Here is a 14,890-nt window from a genome sequence, read left to right as displayed (position 1 = left end):
CCGCACAAGACCCGGCCGGCCCGGAATCGAGCAAAGCCGGGCTTTTGAGCGATCAAACAAGGGTGATTTACGGTTAACCGCCTCCGCTACAGTTCGCGCAGGACCGGGGCGGCCTTCTGCCCGAGGATGCGCCAGGTGCCGGCAAGGCCGATGCCGACCGTCACCACGAGGGCGACGGCGATCGTGCCGACGGCGACGTCCGGCAGGAAATTCGAGGGCAGCGTCATGATGCGGCTGACGACGAACCAGGCCGCAACGCCGCCCGCCAGCAGCGCGAAGACGGCGGTGGCCAGGCCGAGAATGAAATATTCATAGCTTAAGGCGCGGATCAGCGTTCCCCGGGTGGCGCCGAGGGTCTTCAGCACCACCGCGTCGTGGATGCGCGCCCGGTTTCCGGCGGCAAGCGCGCCGGCGAGCACCAGCACGGATGCGATCAGCGCCACGGCGGCGGCGGCGCGGATTGCCGTCGCGAGCTGCCCGAGCAGCGTATTCACGATATCGAGCGCGTCCTTGACGCGGACGCTGGTGATCGTCGGATAGGTGTTGGTGACGGATTTCAGCACTGCCGTTTCTTCCGCCGCCGTGGCATCCGGGTCGATGATCGTCGCCAGCCAGGCATGCGGCGCCCCGGCAAAGGTGTTGGGCGAAAAGACCATGACGAAATTGATCGACAGCGATTCCCATTCGACATTGCGGAAATTGGCGATCCGGGCGGTGACGTTGCGGCCGAGCACGTTGACCGTGACTGTGTCGCCGAGCTTCAGGCCAAGCTCGCCGGCCTCTTCCGCGGAGAAGGAGACGAGCGGTTCGCCGTTGTAGTCGGCGGGCCACCAGGCACCCGCCGTGAGCGTCGAATTCTCCGGCTTGTTCTTCGCATAGGTAATGCCGCGGTCGCCGCGCAAGACCCATTGTCCGCCGGGCGGCACGGTGCGGCTGTTCACGTCCTCTCCGTTGAGCGCGACGATGCGGCCGCGCAGCATCGGCACCTCGACGATCTTGCCCTTCGGCATGGCGCCGCCGAGCAGCGATCGGAAGCCGTCGATCTCGTGACCCTGGATGTCGACGAAGAAGAAATTCGGCGCGCGCTCCGACATGCTGCCGGTCAGCTCGCGCCGCAGATTGCCGTCGATGAGTGCGAGCGTGACCAGAAGCGCCAGGCCCAGGCCGAGCGACAGGACCACCGAGGGCGTCAGTGCGCCGGGCCGGTGTATATTGCCGATCGCCAGCCGGAGGGCCGGCGAGTGGACGCGCGGGCTGCGCCGCGCCAGCCAGCCGATAAGGAAGGCAACGGCACGCAGGACGACGAAGGCAAAGGCGATCGCGCCGAGAAAGATCAGCGAGATGTAGCGGTCATAGGCGGTCCAGACGGCGAGGCCGGCGAGCGCCGCAAGGCAGACGAGCGCGCCCGTGAGATAGGGCCAGGCGGGAAAACCGCTTGGTTCGAAACCCTGCTGACGGAAAAGGGCGGTGGCCGGCACCCGACGCGCCCGGCCGAGCGGCAGAACCGCAAAGGCCAGCGCCGTCAGCACGCCGAAGAGCGCCGCAAGGCCAAGCGCCGAGGGATAGAGCTCGAAGGATGTCGACACGGGCAAGACGTCCGCGAGGAACTGTGCCGCCACGAAGGGGATCAAGGCGCCGAGCGCGAGGCCGATGGCGATGCCGATCGAGGCGATCATCAGGATCTGCATGAGGTAGATCATCGCTACCAGCGAAGCCGGCGCGCCGAGGCATTTGAAGGTGGCGATGACGCCGCGCTTGCCGTCGAGGTAGGAGCGCACCGCATTGCCGACCCCGACGCCGCCGACGATCAGCGCCGTCAGCCCGACAAGCGTCAGGAACTGCGAGAAGCGAGTGATGTTGGCGTTGAGTGAGGGGGCGGCATTGCTGCTGGTGCGGATCGACCAGCCGGCCGTGGGAAACCGCGCCTGCGCTTCCGTGCGGATCGATGCGACACGCGAGGGTTCGGCGAGCCTGATCTTGTAAGTGTGCTCGACGAGGCTGCCGGTCTGGACCAGGCCCGAAGCGGCGAGCGCCTCGGCCGATACCATCAGCCGCGGCGCGAAGCCGAAACCGTCGGACAGCGCGTCCGGCTCGCGGATCAGCGTGGCATTGACGCGGATCCGCGCATTGCCGAGCAGTATCTCGGCGCCCGGGGCGATGCCGAGCCGCTCGAGGAGCAGCGGCGCGGCAACGGCACCGTAGACGTCGCCATCCTTCGCAAGGAGTTCGGCAAGCGGCTTTGCCGGATCGCTTTCAAGCGCACCATAGAGCGGATAGGCGCCGTCGACGGCTTTCAACTCCACCAGCGCCTGGTTCGACCCGTCCGGAAGGCGGGCCATCGAGCGCAAGCTGGCGGATGCCGAAACATCACCGAAACCGCCGAGAAAGGCGCGCTCCTTTGGTGTTGCGATACGATTGTTGAGTTCGAAGCGGATATCGCCGGCAAGGATTTCCTGGCCCCGCGAGGCGATCGTCGCGCTGATCGACTGCGACAGCGAATTGACGCCGGTGATCGCCGCCGTACCGAGCGCGATGCAGGCAAGGAAGATATAAAAGCCCTTGAGACCACCGCGCATCTCCCGGAGCGCCAGGCGAAAGGCGAGGAACGGGCGAAGACGGCGGATGACCGTGGCTGCGCTCATGCCGATGCGGCCTCCGGACGGGCCGGTTCGGTCAGGGGCGCTGCCTCGCCGCCGGAGACGATCTCGCCCGAACGGACCCGCACCTGGCGCGAGCAGCGGCCGGCGAGCGCCGCATCATGGGTGACGAGTATGAGGGTCATGCCACGCTCGCGCTGCTCGGCAAAGAGCAGATCGGCGATCTGCCGGCCCGTTTCGGCATCGAGATTTCCGGTCGGCTCGTCGGCGATCAGCAGTTTCGGCGACGGTGCCAGCGCCCGGGCGATCGCCACGCGTTGCTGCTCGCCGCCGGAAAGTTGCCCCGGATAATGCGTCAGCCGCTCGCCGAGTCCGACGGCGACGAGCTCCCGGCGGGCGATGTCGAAAGCGTCGCGCACATTGGCAAGCTCCAGCGGCACCGCGACGTTTTCGAGCGCGGTCATGTTGGGGATGAGATGAAAGGACTGGAAGACGATACCGATACTGCGGCCGCGGAAATCGGCGATCTCGTCCTCGCTCATGCGGTGCAGAGCCGTGCCATCGATGACGATCTCGCCGCCATCGAGGCGCTCGAGGCCGGCCATGACCATCAACAGGGTCGATTTTCCCGAGCCGGACGGCCCGACGATGCCGACGGATTCGCCGGCATTGATGGTAAGGCTCATGCCTTTCAGCACATGCACCGAGGCGGCCGCCTCGCCGAGGGTCAGGTCCGCATTTTTCAGTTCAATGATGGTTTTTGCCACGCGGAACGACCCTATATGAAAGAGAGATGGAATAACGAAAAGATTGCCCGCCGATTTAGGAACGGAAGCATGCGATTGAAAGATTTTCTCCCGTTTTTCTTGAGCCTTGCAATGACAATCGCGTTATCGGCGACAGCCCGGGCAGAAAGCCTGAGTCTCGTCGGCTTCGGCGACAGCCTGATGGCCGGCTACCAGCTTCCGCCGGAGGATGCCTTTCCCGCCCGGCTTGAGAAGGCGCTCAAGGACAAGGGCCTCGATGTCACGATCGCCAATGCGGGCGTCTCCGGCGACACGACCTCGGGCGGCCTTGCCCGCGTAGACTGGTCGGTGCCTGACGGCACGAAGGGCGTGATCCTCGAGCTCGGCGCCAACGATGCACTGCGCGGCATCCCGCCCGAGGAGACCCGCAAGAACCTGGTCGCCATGATCACGCGGCTTCAGGAGCGCGGTATTGCGGTTCTGCTCGTCGGCATGCTGGCTCCGCCGAACATGGGTGGCGACTACGGCGCGCGCTTCAATTTGATTTATTCCGACCTCGCTAGGGAACACAATCTCGCCTTCTACCCTTTCTTCCTCGATGGAGTCGTAACCAAAGCAGGACTGCAACTCGACGACGGCATGCATCCGAACAGCGATGGCATTGCCGTAATGGTGGAGCGTTTTCTTCCAACGGCCGAGCAATTCGTCAGATCACTGCAGAAAGGAGAATGACGACATCCACAATTAAGCAGATGTTAAATTCTCAACTCTCCAAATAACAGTTGCGTGCAGAGTCGATGCGTGATTCGCTAAGACATCTGCAAGAGATTCGGGGAACTCGCCATGCCGAGACTATTCACCGCCCTCGAAATTCCGCGCAATGCAGCAATGAGTCTTTCATTGCTGCGCGGAGGTCTTCCCGGAGCTCGATGGATCGATGTGGAAAACTACCATATCACCCTGCGTTTCATCGGCGACGTCGACTGGCGCACCGCCAACGAAATCATCGACAGCCTCGACCGCATCGAACGCCCAGAATTCCAGCTGCAGTTGACGGGCACCGGTGCCTTCGGCTCGAAGAAGCCGCATTCGGTCTGGGCCGGCGTCAGCAACAATCCGGACATGTATGCACTGCAGGCGGAAATCGAACGCATCTGCCAGCGTCTCGGCCTGCCGCCGGACCCGCGCAAGTTCACGCCGCACGTGACGCTGGCGCGACTACGCGCCTCACGTGTCGACGACGTCGTCGAGTATCTATCAGGGCGCGGCAATTTCATGACCGCGCCCTTTATCGTTCCGCGCTTCGTGCTCCTGTCCTCGCGCGACTCGGTGGGCGGCGGGCCCTATCTGACGGAAGAGGTGTTCCCGCTTCATGAAGGCCGCACGAGCTTCGCAAGCAGCGAGGAGCAGCCGGCCTCGAGCATCTGGTAGAGCGCCTCGAAGGCATCCGCCGTTTCGTAATAGGGATCCGGGACGTCGTCGCTCCGGCCCGTGGCGAACGCCATGAACAGATGCACCTTGCGGGCCGTCTCGGGCGAGGCAAGCCCCCGGAGCTCGGCGACATTGCGGCTGTCCATGCCGAGGATCAGATCGAAGGCCGCAAGATCGGCCGCGTCGATCTGCCTGCCGCGCAGAGGCGAAATGTCGATGCCGTGGGCCTTGGCCACCGCGATCGAACGCCGGTCGGGCGAATGGCCGATATGCCATGCCCCGATGCCGGCTGAATCGACCGAGACCACATCGCCATAGCCGTTTCGGCTCGCAAGCTCGCGCATCACGCCCTCTGCCAATGGCGATCGGCAGATATTGCCGAGACAAACGAAGAGAATTCTGACGGGTTTCATGGTATCCATGGAGCATTCGACCGCACGTCCACGCGGCATGGTTAGCCTGAAAACGGCAGGGAGAAAACCGCATGAGGCCTGAAAAGCTCGATGCCGTAGCCATCGCCGAACATCTGCACGGGATGGAAGGCTGGGTTCTCGCCGAGGATGGGGCCTCGATTTGGAAGGCGTTTCGCTTCCGCAATTTCGCCGAAGCCTTCAGCTTCATGACGCAATGCGCTCTCGCGGCGGAGAAGCTCAACCACCATCCGGAATGGTTCAATGTCTACAACAGGGTCGATGTCACGCTTTCGACGCATGATGCCAGCGGTCTGACGGAGCTTGACTTCAAGCTGGCGGCGAAGATGGACCAGGCGGCCGCCGGCCGGATGCCGGATCATCTGAAATAGCGCCATTTGAAATAGCGCCTGCCATGCCCATATCTGGCTGGTGACAAGCGGAACGGACGCGATGGACGACGTGAAGATCGGTGAAATTCTCCTTCCGGGCGAGGAATCCGAGCAGGAGCGCCGCGAGCGCAAGGTGCGCCGCCGCTTCTGGCCGACCTTCCGCAGGGCGGTCCGCCAGATTCCCTTCAGCCGCGATCTCGTCGCCGCCTATTATTGCGCCGTGGACCCTCATACGCCGACGCGCACCCGCGGGATCCTGCTTGCCGCACTGGCCTATTTCGTCCTGCCGCTCGATTTCGTGCCCGACGTGCTCGCCGCCGTCGGCTTCTCCGACGACGTTGCCGTGCTGACTGCCGCCTTCGCGGCGATCAGCGGCCAGATCAAGGAGACACATTATCGCAAGGCCGACGAGACGTTCGGCGAGCGGCCCGACGACTAGCTGCGTCACCCCCGCCGCATTGCCGCCCCCAAACGACAAACTCTTGCCCGATTCTTTGTGACATAGATTCCGTAAACGTGACGGCTGTGGGCGTGAGGCAGCAGAACGGCGCGTCCGACGAGATTTGAAACAGGAAGACCACCGACCACGGCCCGCCACGTCCGACCGGACGGGCAAATCCGCACAGGGACGAACCGCATGCCCGCAAAATGGCCGGAGGCCGTGGGCGGACCGTTCTCGGCGGGGCGAGACGCGACGATTGCGGCGATCGTTGACGGTTTGGTAACCTGAATTAAGTCAAAATAAATTCAAATCGTGACTATGCGTTGCCCGTGTAAGCCTGGTTCGGGCGACCGCAAGCTAGGAAATCGGCAGGAACTCATGTTTGCAAGAAAGATCGCAACTGCAATCGTACTCGTAATGGCGGCAGCCGGCACGGCTTCCGCGCAATCGCCGACACGAATCCAGCAGTTCAATGCCTGGGGCGCCTACTCCTACCAGTCGGGTGGCGGCAAGGTCTGCTATGTCCTGTCCGTGCCGAAGGAAAAGAGCCCTGCCGGTGTCGACCACGGTGACATCTTCTTCCTCGTCTCGCAGCGCCCGGGGCAGAACATCAGCTACGAGCCGCAGGTGATGGTGGGCTATCAACTGCAGGACAATTCAAAGGTCAACGTGGTCATCGACGGACGCACCTTCATCATGTTCACCAAAGGCAACTCTGCCTGGGTGGAGAACGCCGCGGAAGAGCCGGCGCTGGTCGCGGCAATGAAATCGGGCAAGGACATGTCGGTCAACGCCAAGTCCCGCAAGGGCACGGCGACCTCCTACTCCTATTCGCTTTCCGGCATCTCCGCCGCCTTGAAGCAGATCGAGGCCTGCAAGTAGGCCGAAACGGTGCTTTGTTGATCGCGAAGGCCGGCCGCTCAGCCGGCCTTTTTGCTTTCGGCTTAAGCGCTCATGGTGACTCGCGGCCGAAAGAATGGTAAAGCGCCCGGAAATTCGGAGCCCCGCGCCCCATCGAGCGCGCGTCGCGGCTCACCATTTCAATTCGAGCACTGGGAAATCGTCCGGAAGCGTTCTCCGGGCACCTCGTTTGCTGTACGACAGGACATCGAGAGCATGGCAGCCACCGACATCTTGAACAGGGCGGATATCGTCAAGGCGCCGCAGGTGCGCGTTGTGCCGCAGACGGAGAAGCCGTCGCTGATCGGCCTGTTGCGCGAGGACATGGCCAAGCTGCTCGTCGAAAAAGGCGTGCCGGAGCGGCAGGTGAAGATGCGCGTCAGCCAGCTCTGGCATTGGCTCTATGTGCGCGGCGTCTCGGACTTCGACCAGATGTCGAATGTCTCTAAGGACATGCGCGAAATGCTCAAGCAGCATTTTACCGTTGCCCGGCCCGAAATCGTCGAAGAGCAGGTTTCGGGCGACGGCACGCGCAAATGGCTGTTGCGCTTTCCGCCGCGCGGTGCCGGCCGGCCGGTGGAGATCGAAACGGTCTATATTCCCGAGGAAGGCCGCGGCACGCTCTGCATTTCGAGCCAGGTCGGCTGTACGCTCACCTGTTCCTTCTGCCACACCGGCACGCAGAAGCTGGTGCGCAACCTGACGGCCGAGGAAATCCTCTCACAGCTTCTGCTCGCCCGCGACCGGCTCGGCGACTTTCCGGAGCGCGACACGCCGCAGGGCGCCATCGTCCCGGCCGAGGGCCGCAAGATCACCAATATCGTGATGATGGGCATGGGCGAGCCGCTCTATAATTTCGAGAACGTCAAGACGGCGCTGCTGATCGCCTCGGACGGCGACGGCCTCTCCCTGTCGAAGCGGCGCATCACGCTGTCGACCTCCGGGATCGTTCCGGAGATCTATCGCACCGGCGAGGAGATCGGCGTCATGCTGGCAATCTCGCTGCACGCCGTCAACGACGAACTGCGCGACATGCTCGTGCCGATCAACAAGAAATACCCGCTGAAGGAGCTGATGGAGGCCTGCCGCGCCTATCCGGGCCTTTCCAACGCGCGCCGCATCACCTTCGAATATGTGATGCTGAAGGACGTCAACGACAGCCTGGAGGACGCCAAGGAGCTGGTGAAGCTCCTGAAGGGCATCCCGGCGAAGATCAACCTGATCCCCTTCAATCCCTGGCCGGGGACCAACTACCAGTGTTCGGACTGGGAGCAGATTGAGGCTTTCGCGGATTTCATCAACCAGGCCGGCTACGCCTCGCCGATCCGCACCCCGCGCGGCCGCGACATCCTCGCCGCCTGCGGCCAGCTCAAGTCGGAGTCGGAGCGCATGCGCAAGGTCGACCGGCTCGCCTTCGAGGCGATGATGATCGCCAATCACGGCGAGGATTGAGGGGCGAGAAACGCCGTCGCGGGTCGAACCGCTTACCGCGCCTGCGTCAAAAAAATCTTCACCGCAAACACCGAAAACACCCCGGCGAAGCTGTAATCGAGCGCTCGCATCACCCGCCTGTTGCGCTGCAGCCAGGCCGCCAGCCAGTCGGCGGCGAGCACCACCAGCGCGTTGACCGGCATGCCGATGGCGATGAAGAAGAAGCCGAGGAACAGGAGCTTGCCGGTCACGGCCGGATCGTCGGCGCTGACGAATTGCGGCAGGAAGGTCATGAAGAAGATCACGACCTTAGGGTTCAGGATGTTGACCGAGAAGCCGGTCGCAATGTTTGAAAGCGCCGAGCCCTTCGCCTCCGTGACCTTCGTCACTGACAGGCTCGACCCGTAGCGGATCGCCTGGATCGCCAGCCACAGGAGATAGGCGGCGCCGCCCGTCTTCAAAACCAGGAAAGCTGTCGGCGAGGCGGTGATCAGCGCCGAGATGCCGAAGGCGACGAGCAGCGTGTGAACGACGATGCCGAGCCCGGTGCCGACCACGACGAAGAGCGCGGCCTTCTTGCCCTGGGCCAGTGCCCGGCTGATCGACAGCGTCATGTCGGGTCCCGGCGTCGCGGCCAAAAGCAGGCTCGCAGCGGCAAAGGCGAGGAGGGTCGGCAGGCTGGGCAGGAAGTCCATGGCTATTCCTCAGGCGCAGGTCTTTGCTGATACCGAAGCTTACGCGCTTTCGCCAGCAGATTCGTCCGAATGCCGCTGGTACCGCTTGTATCGCTTCGAGTTCTGGCTAAAGTGCCGCAGATTTTTTCACGGCGGCACTTCCGCCCTCGAAGCACGGACAGACATCATGGCATCGCACAAAGACGTGAAGAAGGTCGTTCTCGCCTATTCCGGCGGTCTCGACACCTCGATCATCCTCAAATGGCTGGAGACGGAGCTGGGCGCCGAAGTGGTGACCTTCACCGCCGATCTCGGCCAGGGCGAGGAGCTGGAACCGGCGCGCAAGAAGGCCGAGATGCTCGGCATCAAGGAAATCTACATCGAAGACGTGCGCGAGGAATTCGTACGCGACTTCGTCTTCCCGATGTTCCGCGCCAATGCAGTCTATGAAGGTGTCTATCTGCTCGGCACTTCGATCGCCCGTCCGCTGATCTCCAAGCACCTGATCGACATCGCCAAAAAGACCGGCGCCGACGCCATCGCCCACGGCGCGACCGGCAAGGGCAACGACCAGGTCCGCTTCGAACTATCGGCCTATGCGCTGAACCCCGACATCAAGATCATCGCCCCCTGGCGTGACTGGTCGTTCAAGAGCCGCACCGAGCTGCTCGAATTCGCCGAAAAGCACCAGATTCCCGTCGCCAAAGACAAGAAGGGCGAGGCGCCCTTCTCCGTCGACGCCAACCTGCTGCATTCCTCATCGGAAGGCAAGGTGCTGGAAGACCCGGCGCAGGAGGCGCCGGAATATGTGCACATGCGCACGATCTCGCCGGAAGCGGCTCCCGATCAGGCGACCGTCATCAAGATCGGCTTCGAGCGGGGCGACGCCGTTTCGATCGACGGCGTGCGCCTGTCGCCGGCGACGCTGCTTGCCAAGCTCAATGACTACGGCCGTGACAACGGCATCGGCCGCCTCGACCTCGTCGAGAACCGTTTCGTCGGCATGAAGTCGCGCGGCGTCTACGAAACCCCCGGCGGCACGATCCTGCTCGCCGCCCATCGGGCGATTGAAAGCATCACGCTCGACCGCGGCGCTGCACATCTGAAGGATGAGCTGATGCCGCGCTATGCCGAGCTCATCTATTATGGCTTCTGGTTCTCGCCGGAGCGCGAGATGCTGCAGGCGGCGATCGACAAGAGCCAGGAGCATGTCGAAGGCGAAGTGACGCTGAAGCTCTACAAGGGCAATGTCATGGTCATCGGCCGTGAAAGCCCGAAATCGCTCTATTCCGACAAGCTGGTCACCTTCGAGGACGACCAGGGCGCCTACGACCAGAAGGACGCCGCCGGCTTCATCAAGCTGAACGCCCTGCGCCTGCGCACGCTCGCCGCGCGTAACCGATAAGGCAAGGAATATTCGAGGCATGGCCGCGGCGGAGCGATCCGCCGTGGCTTTTTCGTATTTGATCTGCTTGGGACGCGAGGGCGGGGCAAAAATGCGGACGCTCTCTCCAGCGCTATTCCGCCGCGTCGCGCAGGGGCTCCTCGGAGGAGGCCGGCACGGTCAAGGGGCGCTGACGGACGGTCCGGCGATACCAAAAATAGCTTGCTATGGAGATCAGGCCGAAGCCGGGGATGATCGTCCCGAGCGCCAGGGCGGGTGCACCGACAAGGGCGGCGAGCGCGCCGCCGAGAAGGCCCGAGCCCATCTGGATGAAGCCCATCATCGCCGATGCCGTGCCAGCGATATGCGGGAAGGGAGCCATTGCCGCGGTCATCATATAGGGCATAACGAAGGCGATGCCGAAGGCGTAGATGCCGACCGGGCCCATGACCGAGAGAAAGGTCGGCTCCATCGCATGCATTGTAAAGGCAAGGATGAGGCTCGATGCGCCGATGAATGAGAGGCCGGCGGGCACCAGCGCCTGCGGCGTGAAGCGCCGCATCAGCAGCCGCACCGTCACCGTGCCGGAAAAGAACAGGCCCGATTGCATCAACATGCCGACGCCGAACTCGGTCGGCGTCAGCCCGACCTCACTGATCAGCACGAAGGGCAGCATCGTCGCCCAGGCATAGAGCGCACCGACCGCGCCGGCGATCACCAGCGTCGAGGAGACGAAGCGGCTGTCGGCCAGCAGCTCGCGATAGGCCGCAAGGATCGGCCGCAGATGTCCCTTGCTGCGGTCGGGCACCACCGTCTCGGCCATGAAGAACTGCACGGTGAGGCAGGCCATCAGCGCGAAGCCGACCATCAGCAGGAAGATCGACTGCCAGCCGAAAAGACCAAGCGCAACGCCGCCGAGCGTCGGCGAGACGGCCGGCCCGAGCGCCAGCATCATGCCGATCATGTTCATGATGCGGGCTGCCGTGGTGCCGGTGAACTGGTCGCGGACGATGGCGCGGGCGACCGTCATGCCGACTGAGGCGCCGATCCCCTGCACCAGCCGCCCGGCGAGCAGCACGGCGATCGACGGCGCAAAGGCGGCCATCAGACTGCCGGCGAGATAGATCGCCATGAAGATCAGCGTCGCCGGCCGGCGGCCGATGACGTCGGAAAGTGTGCCGGAAACGAGCTGCGCGAAGGCGAAGCCGCCGAAATAGAGCGACAGCGTCATCTTGATCGCCGCTTCGCTGGAGGCGAAGGCGCGGACGAGTTCCGGCATGGCCGGCGTATAGAGCGCCATCGAAACAGGGCCGAGCGCCACCAGGAAGGCGCCGATGATGCTCGTGCGCCGTTCGCTCATCCTGAGCGTCATTGCGTCTTCTCCTTGCCGGCAAGGCAGGGATCCAGACGGCGAAGATTGTCGCGGAGGATCCTGAGGCTGCCGCGCAGCTGCTCGCGGCCCTCGTCGCCGAGGCTCTCGGTATAGGCGTTCATCATCTCCCGCAGCCCGTTCATCAGCTCGGAAAGCAGCGGGTCGGCCTTCTCGGTGATGACGACATTCTTGGCGCGCCGGTCGGCCGGATCAGGCACCCGCGCCACCAGTTCCAGCGCCTCGAGGCGATCGAGATAGGCCGAGAGCGTCATCGGCTCGATCCCCATGCGGGTGGCGATCTCCGCCTGCTTAATGCCCTCGGTCACGGCGACCTGGATCAGCGTACGCGCTTCACCGGGGGTGATGCCGAGCGCCATCGCGTTGACCTTGCGGTCGAAGGCACCGCGCAGCAGGCGCGAGACATCGGTGAGCAGCAATCCGATCGTGTCGGATTCGAGTTTTCGGGGCATCGGTCCGTTCACAAGGGAAAATAATAAGTTTTCCTTATCATGCCTCGGCCGCTCGTACAATCGGCGCGTCCGACACTCCCGAATTCGCCCTCCTCTCGATCGAGAAAATCTACGATCGGGGATGACAAGCGGCCTCGTTTGGTGTAAGTGCCGCCCCGGTTCGGGTTCTTGCCCATCGACCACCAAGAAAGAATGGCGAATCCGCTCCTGTCCTTAAAGAGGACAAGGCCTGAAGGAAATCCGACAGGGCCGGCCGAGAGCGCTCTGGCTGTTTCAGAAGAAAGCAAAGGTTAGACCGATGAACATCATCCAGCAGCTGGAAGCCGAACAGGCCGCCAAGATCGCCGCCAAGCGCACCCTTCCCGATTTCTCCGCCGGCGACACCCTCCGCGTCAATGTCCGCGTCGTCGAAGGCAACCGTACCCGCGTTCAGGCCTATGAAGGCGTCTGCATCGCCCGTTCCGGCGGCGGCCTCAACGAGAGCTTCACGGTTCGCAAGATTTCCTACGGCGAAGGCGTCGAGCGCGTATTCCCGGTCTACTCGCCGCTCGTCGAGAGCGTCGAAGTGGTCCGCCGCGGTAAGGTCCGCCGCGCCAAGCTCTACTACCTGCGCGATCGTCGCGGCAAGTCGGCTCGCATCGTCGAGAACACCGGCACGCGCGCCCGCAAGCTGAACGAAGCCGAACGCCAGGCCGTTGCCGAGGAGAAGGCACGCATCGAGGCTGAGAAGATTGCAGCCGCCCAGGCGCTCGCCGCCGAGAAGGCAGCCGCCGAAGCCGCCGAAGCAAAGGCAGCCGAAGAGGCAAAGGCTGCGGAAGCGGCAGCAGAATAAGATTTCGACTCTCCGGAGTTGTGCGGAAAGGCGGCCTTCGAGCCGCCTTTCTTTTTGGTACTATCCGCTTGTCTTCCCGACGAAATTCGTGACATTTTCGGGCGCCACAATTTTCGGGAGTTTCTCCAATGACAATCCGCCGCCACGTGCTCACGGGCATCGCCGCTGCCCTCGCCGTTCCCTTCGCATTTTCCGCGCCCGCCGTCGCGAGCGACCTGCCCGACCTTGGTGGCAAGACGGTCATCGTCGTCACCGAGAACGCCTACCCCCCGCTGCAATTCGTCGATCCGAAGTCCGGCCAGGCGGTCGGCTGGGAATATGACGCGATGAACGAGATCGCCAAGCGGCTGAACTTCAAGGTCGAGTATCAGAACACCAGCTGGGACGCGATGATCCAGTCGGTGTCCGACGGCCAGTATCAGATCGGCATGACCGGCATCACCATCAAGGACGACCGCAAGGAGAAGGTCGACTTCTCCGATCCCTATATGCGCTCGCAGCAGTTCATGCTGGTGCGCGCCGACGAGGCGCGCTTCAAGGACGCCAAGAGCTTCGCGGCGGTCGAGGACGCGCTGATCGGTGCCCAGCCGGGGACCTCGCCCTTCTACACGGCGGTCTACGAAATCCTCGACGGTAATGAGCAGAACCCGCGCATCAAGCTGTTCGAAACCTTCGGTGCGACGGTGCAGGCGCTGAAGGCCGGCGACGTCGATCTGGTGCTGACCGACAGCGTCGCGGCGAAAGGCTATGTCGATTCCTCCGAAGGTACGCTCAAGGTGGTCGGCGAACCGCTCGGCACCGAGGATTTCGGCTTCATCTTCCCGAAGGGATCCGATCTCGTTCAGCCGGTCAACGCCGCCATCAAGGCGCTGAAAGAGGACGGCACCTTCGACGCGCTCAACAAGAAGTGGTTCCTCGACTACAAGATGGGCGGCTGATCGCTCACGATGGCGCCGGTCAATTCATCCGCTTCCGAGAAGGGCGACTATCCCTGGTGGCTGGTCGCCCTCCTTGTAATCGCCGTGGCGCTCGCCGCGGTGATCGCCGCCAATGACATCTTCGCTCAGGTCTTCGCGGTCGTCCTGAAAGGTCTCGGCGTCACCGTCTTCGTGACCCTGGTCGGCTTCGCGCTCGCGACCATGCTCGGCCTCGGCGTGGCGCTGATGGCGCTTTCCGAGCATGCCGCACTGCGCCAGGTGGCGCGCTTCTACACCGAAGTCATTCGCGGCGTGCCGATCCTCGTCCTGCTCTTCTATATCGCCTTCGTCGGTGCGCCGGCGCTGGTGACAGCCGTCAACTTCCTGGCGGTGCCGCTCGTCAAAGCGGGCGTCATGGAGCCGCTCGTCGTGCGTGACGTTTCGCTGATGTGGCGGGCGATCATCGCGCTGATGATCGGCTATTCGGCCTTTATCGCCGAGGTCTTCCGCGCCGGCATCCTGTCGGTCGACAAGGGGCAGGTGGAGGCGGCCAAGGCGCTCGGCCTGACGCGCTACCAGCGCTTCCGGCTCGTCGTCTTCCCCCAGGCGATCCGCGTCATCCTGCCGCCGCTCGGCAACGACTTCGTGGCGATGGTCAAGGATTCCTCGCTCGTTTCGGTGCTCGGCGTCGCCGACATCACCCAGATGGGCAAGGTTTACGCCTCGGGCTCGTTCCGCTTCTTCGAGACCTATTCGATCGTCGCCTATGTCTATCTCATCCTGACGATCAGCCTGTCGCTAGCGCTGCGAGGCTTCGAGCGGCGGCTGAGAAGGGCAGAGGCACGATAGTAGGGAAGGGGTGGCGATGCTCCCCATCGTCGCCGATTGCCGA

16 protein-coding genes are annotated in these 14,890 nt (G+C 63.4%); 10 read left to right on the top strand and 6 right to left on the bottom strand.

Annotated features, from left to right (window positions below):
- Positions 1 to 86: 86 nt before the first annotated feature.
- Positions 87 to 2,642, bottom strand: a complete 2,556-nt coding sequence (locus ATC00_RS06970; protein ID WP_064252344.1) for an ABC transporter permease — start codon at positions 2,640 to 2,642, stop codon at positions 87 to 89.
- Positions 2,639 to 3,364 (bottom strand): ABC transporter ATP-binding protein, encoded by a 726-nt coding sequence (locus tag ATC00_RS06965; RefSeq protein ID WP_037390360.1) that lies wholly within the window; start codon positions 3,362 to 3,364, stop codon positions 2,639 to 2,641. Before ATC00_RS06965 ends, ATC00_RS06970 begins: the two co-directional genes overlap by 4 nt.
- A 69-nt stretch (positions 3,365 to 3,433) precedes the next feature.
- On the opposite strand from ATC00_RS06965, the gene ATC00_RS06960 reads away from it, so the two are divergent.
- Positions 3,434 to 4,075: an arylesterase gene (locus tag ATC00_RS06960; RefSeq protein ID WP_037390361.1), complete on the top strand. Its 642-nt coding sequence runs from the start codon at positions 3,434 to 3,436 to the stop codon at positions 4,073 to 4,075.
- Positions 4,076 to 4,186: 111 nt separating this feature from the next.
- Positions 4,187 to 4,774, top strand: coding sequence for an RNA 2',3'-cyclic phosphodiesterase (gene thpR / locus ATC00_RS06955; RefSeq protein WP_037390362.1), 588 nt, complete (start codon positions 4,187 to 4,189; stop codon positions 4,772 to 4,774).
- Here the strand turns inward: thpR and ATC00_RS06950 are convergent.
- Complete coding sequence (locus ATC00_RS06950) at positions 4,714 to 5,196, bottom strand: low molecular weight protein-tyrosine-phosphatase (RefSeq protein WP_082912103.1); 483 nt, start codon at positions 5,194 to 5,196, stop codon at positions 4,714 to 4,716. The genes thpR and ATC00_RS06950 overlap by 61 nt on opposite strands.
- 62 nt (positions 5,197 to 5,258) lie before the next feature.
- Here ATC00_RS06950 and ATC00_RS06945 point away from each other — a divergent pair, with 62 nt between their 5' ends.
- The 4 genes from ATC00_RS06945 (at position 5,259) to rlmN (ending at position 8,370) form a co-directional block, all read left to right on the top strand.
- Positions 5,259 to 5,576, top strand: a complete 318-nt coding sequence (locus ATC00_RS06945) for a 4a-hydroxytetrahydrobiopterin dehydratase (protein WP_037390364.1) — start codon at positions 5,259 to 5,261, stop codon at positions 5,574 to 5,576.
- Between the two features lie 61 nt (positions 5,577 to 5,637).
- Complete coding sequence (locus ATC00_RS06940) at positions 5,638 to 6,015, top strand: YkvA family protein (protein WP_037390365.1); 378 nt, start codon at positions 5,638 to 5,640, stop codon at positions 6,013 to 6,015.
- Between the two features lie 381 nt (positions 6,016 to 6,396).
- Positions 6,397 to 6,900: an invasion associated locus B family protein gene (locus ATC00_RS06935; protein WP_037390367.1), complete on the top strand. Its 504-nt coding sequence runs from the start codon at positions 6,397 to 6,399 to the stop codon at positions 6,898 to 6,900.
- A gap of 234 nt (positions 6,901 to 7,134) precedes the next feature.
- Complete coding sequence (rlmN, locus tag ATC00_RS06930; protein ID WP_037390368.1) at positions 7,135 to 8,370, top strand: dual-specificity RNA methyltransferase RlmN; 1,236 nt, start codon at positions 7,135 to 7,137, stop codon at positions 8,368 to 8,370.
- 32 nt (positions 8,371 to 8,402) lie between these two features.
- Here the strand turns inward: rlmN and ATC00_RS06925 are convergent, their stop codons facing one another.
- Positions 8,403 to 9,044, bottom strand: coding sequence for a LysE family translocator (locus ATC00_RS06925; RefSeq protein ID WP_064252343.1), 642 nt, complete (start codon positions 9,042 to 9,044; stop codon positions 8,403 to 8,405).
- A gap of 166 nt (positions 9,045 to 9,210) precedes the next feature.
- Between ATC00_RS06925 and ATC00_RS06920 the strand changes: the two genes are divergently transcribed.
- Entirely contained in the window at positions 9,211 to 10,428 is a 1,218-nt protein-coding gene (locus ATC00_RS06920) for an argininosuccinate synthase (protein WP_037390406.1), read from the top strand.
- 112 nt (positions 10,429 to 10,540) lie between these two features.
- Here the strand turns inward: ATC00_RS06920 and ATC00_RS06915 are convergent, their stop codons facing one another.
- Entirely contained in the window at positions 10,541 to 11,779 is a 1,239-nt protein-coding gene (locus ATC00_RS06915; protein WP_037390370.1) for a multidrug effflux MFS transporter, read from the bottom strand.
- The gene (locus tag ATC00_RS06910) at positions 11,776 to 12,249 is read right to left on the bottom strand and encodes a MarR family winged helix-turn-helix transcriptional regulator (protein ID WP_037390371.1); all 474 of its coding nucleotides are present in this window, start codon (positions 12,247 to 12,249) and stop codon (positions 11,776 to 11,778) included. The genes ATC00_RS06915 and ATC00_RS06910 overlap by 4 nt, the downstream gene beginning before the upstream one ends.
- Positions 12,250 to 12,547: 298 nt before the next feature.
- On the opposite strand from ATC00_RS06910, the gene rplS reads away from it, so the two are divergent.
- The 3 genes from rplS to ATC00_RS06895 all read left to right on the top strand — a co-directional run bounded on the left by rplS (position 12,548) and on the right by ATC00_RS06895 (position 14,847).
- Positions 12,548 to 13,081, top strand: coding sequence for a 50S ribosomal protein L19 (gene rplS, locus ATC00_RS06905; protein ID WP_037390372.1), 534 nt, complete (start codon positions 12,548 to 12,550; stop codon positions 13,079 to 13,081).
- Between the two features lie 128 nt (positions 13,082 to 13,209).
- Positions 13,210 to 14,019 carry a basic amino acid ABC transporter substrate-binding protein gene (locus ATC00_RS06900; protein WP_037390373.1) on the top strand — a complete coding sequence of 270 codons (810 nt, stop codon included), beginning with the start codon at positions 13,210 to 13,212 and terminating at the stop codon, positions 14,017 to 14,019.
- 9 nt (positions 14,020 to 14,028) lie between these two features.
- Positions 14,029 to 14,847: an amino acid ABC transporter permease gene (locus ATC00_RS06895; RefSeq protein ID WP_037390375.1), complete on the top strand. Its 819-nt coding sequence runs from the start codon at positions 14,029 to 14,031 to the stop codon at positions 14,845 to 14,847.
- Positions 14,848 to 14,890: the final 43 nt, after the last annotated feature.

It is taken from the genome of Sinorhizobium americanum (assembly GCF_001651855.1).
Lineage (GTDB): Bacteria > Pseudomonadota > Alphaproteobacteria > Rhizobiales > Rhizobiaceae > Sinorhizobium > Sinorhizobium americanum.
The sequence above is the reverse complement of the archived record's forward strand: the minus strand, read 5'-3'. Positions and strand labels throughout refer to the sequence as shown.

Coding starts and splice junctions, on each gene's coding strand:
- ATC00_RS06900 (WP_037390373.1), top strand. CDS start 13,210: ATGACAATCCGCCGCCACGTGCTCACGGGCATCGCCGCTGCCCTCGCC.
- ATC00_RS06915 (WP_037390370.1), bottom strand. CDS start 11,779: ATGACGCTCAGGATGAGCGAACGGCGCACGAGCATCATCGGCGCCTTC.
- ATC00_RS06960 (WP_037390361.1), top strand. CDS start 3,434: ATGCGATTGAAAGATTTTCTCCCGTTTTTCTTGAGCCTTGCAATGACA.
- ATC00_RS06950 (WP_082912103.1), bottom strand. CDS start 5,196: ATGGATACCATGAAACCCGTCAGAATTCTCTTCGTTTGTCTCGGCAAT.
- rlmN (WP_037390368.1), top strand. CDS start 7,135: ATGGCAGCCACCGACATCTTGAACAGGGCGGATATCGTCAAGGCGCCG.
- ATC00_RS06940 (WP_037390365.1), top strand. CDS start 5,638: ATGGACGACGTGAAGATCGGTGAAATTCTCCTTCCGGGCGAGGAATCC.
- thpR (WP_037390362.1), top strand. CDS start 4,187: ATGCCGAGACTATTCACCGCCCTCGAAATTCCGCGCAATGCAGCAATG.
- ATC00_RS06935 (WP_037390367.1), top strand. CDS start 6,397: ATGTTTGCAAGAAAGATCGCAACTGCAATCGTACTCGTAATGGCGGCA.
- ATC00_RS06945 (WP_037390364.1), top strand. CDS start 5,259: ATGAGGCCTGAAAAGCTCGATGCCGTAGCCATCGCCGAACATCTGCAC.
- ATC00_RS06910 (WP_037390371.1), bottom strand. CDS start 12,249: ATGCCCCGAAAACTCGAATCCGACACGATCGGATTGCTGCTCACCGAT.
- ATC00_RS06925 (WP_064252343.1), bottom strand. CDS start 9,044: ATGGACTTCCTGCCCAGCCTGCCGACCCTCCTCGCCTTTGCCGCTGCG.
- ATC00_RS06920 (WP_037390406.1), top strand. CDS start 9,211: ATGGCATCGCACAAAGACGTGAAGAAGGTCGTTCTCGCCTATTCCGGC.
- ATC00_RS06895 (WP_037390375.1), top strand. CDS start 14,029: ATGGCGCCGGTCAATTCATCCGCTTCCGAGAAGGGCGACTATCCCTGG.
- rplS (WP_037390372.1), top strand. CDS start 12,548: ATGAACATCATCCAGCAGCTGGAAGCCGAACAGGCCGCCAAGATCGCC.
- ATC00_RS06970 (WP_064252344.1), bottom strand. CDS start 2,642: ATGAGCGCAGCCACGGTCATCCGCCGTCTTCGCCCGTTCCTCGCCTTT.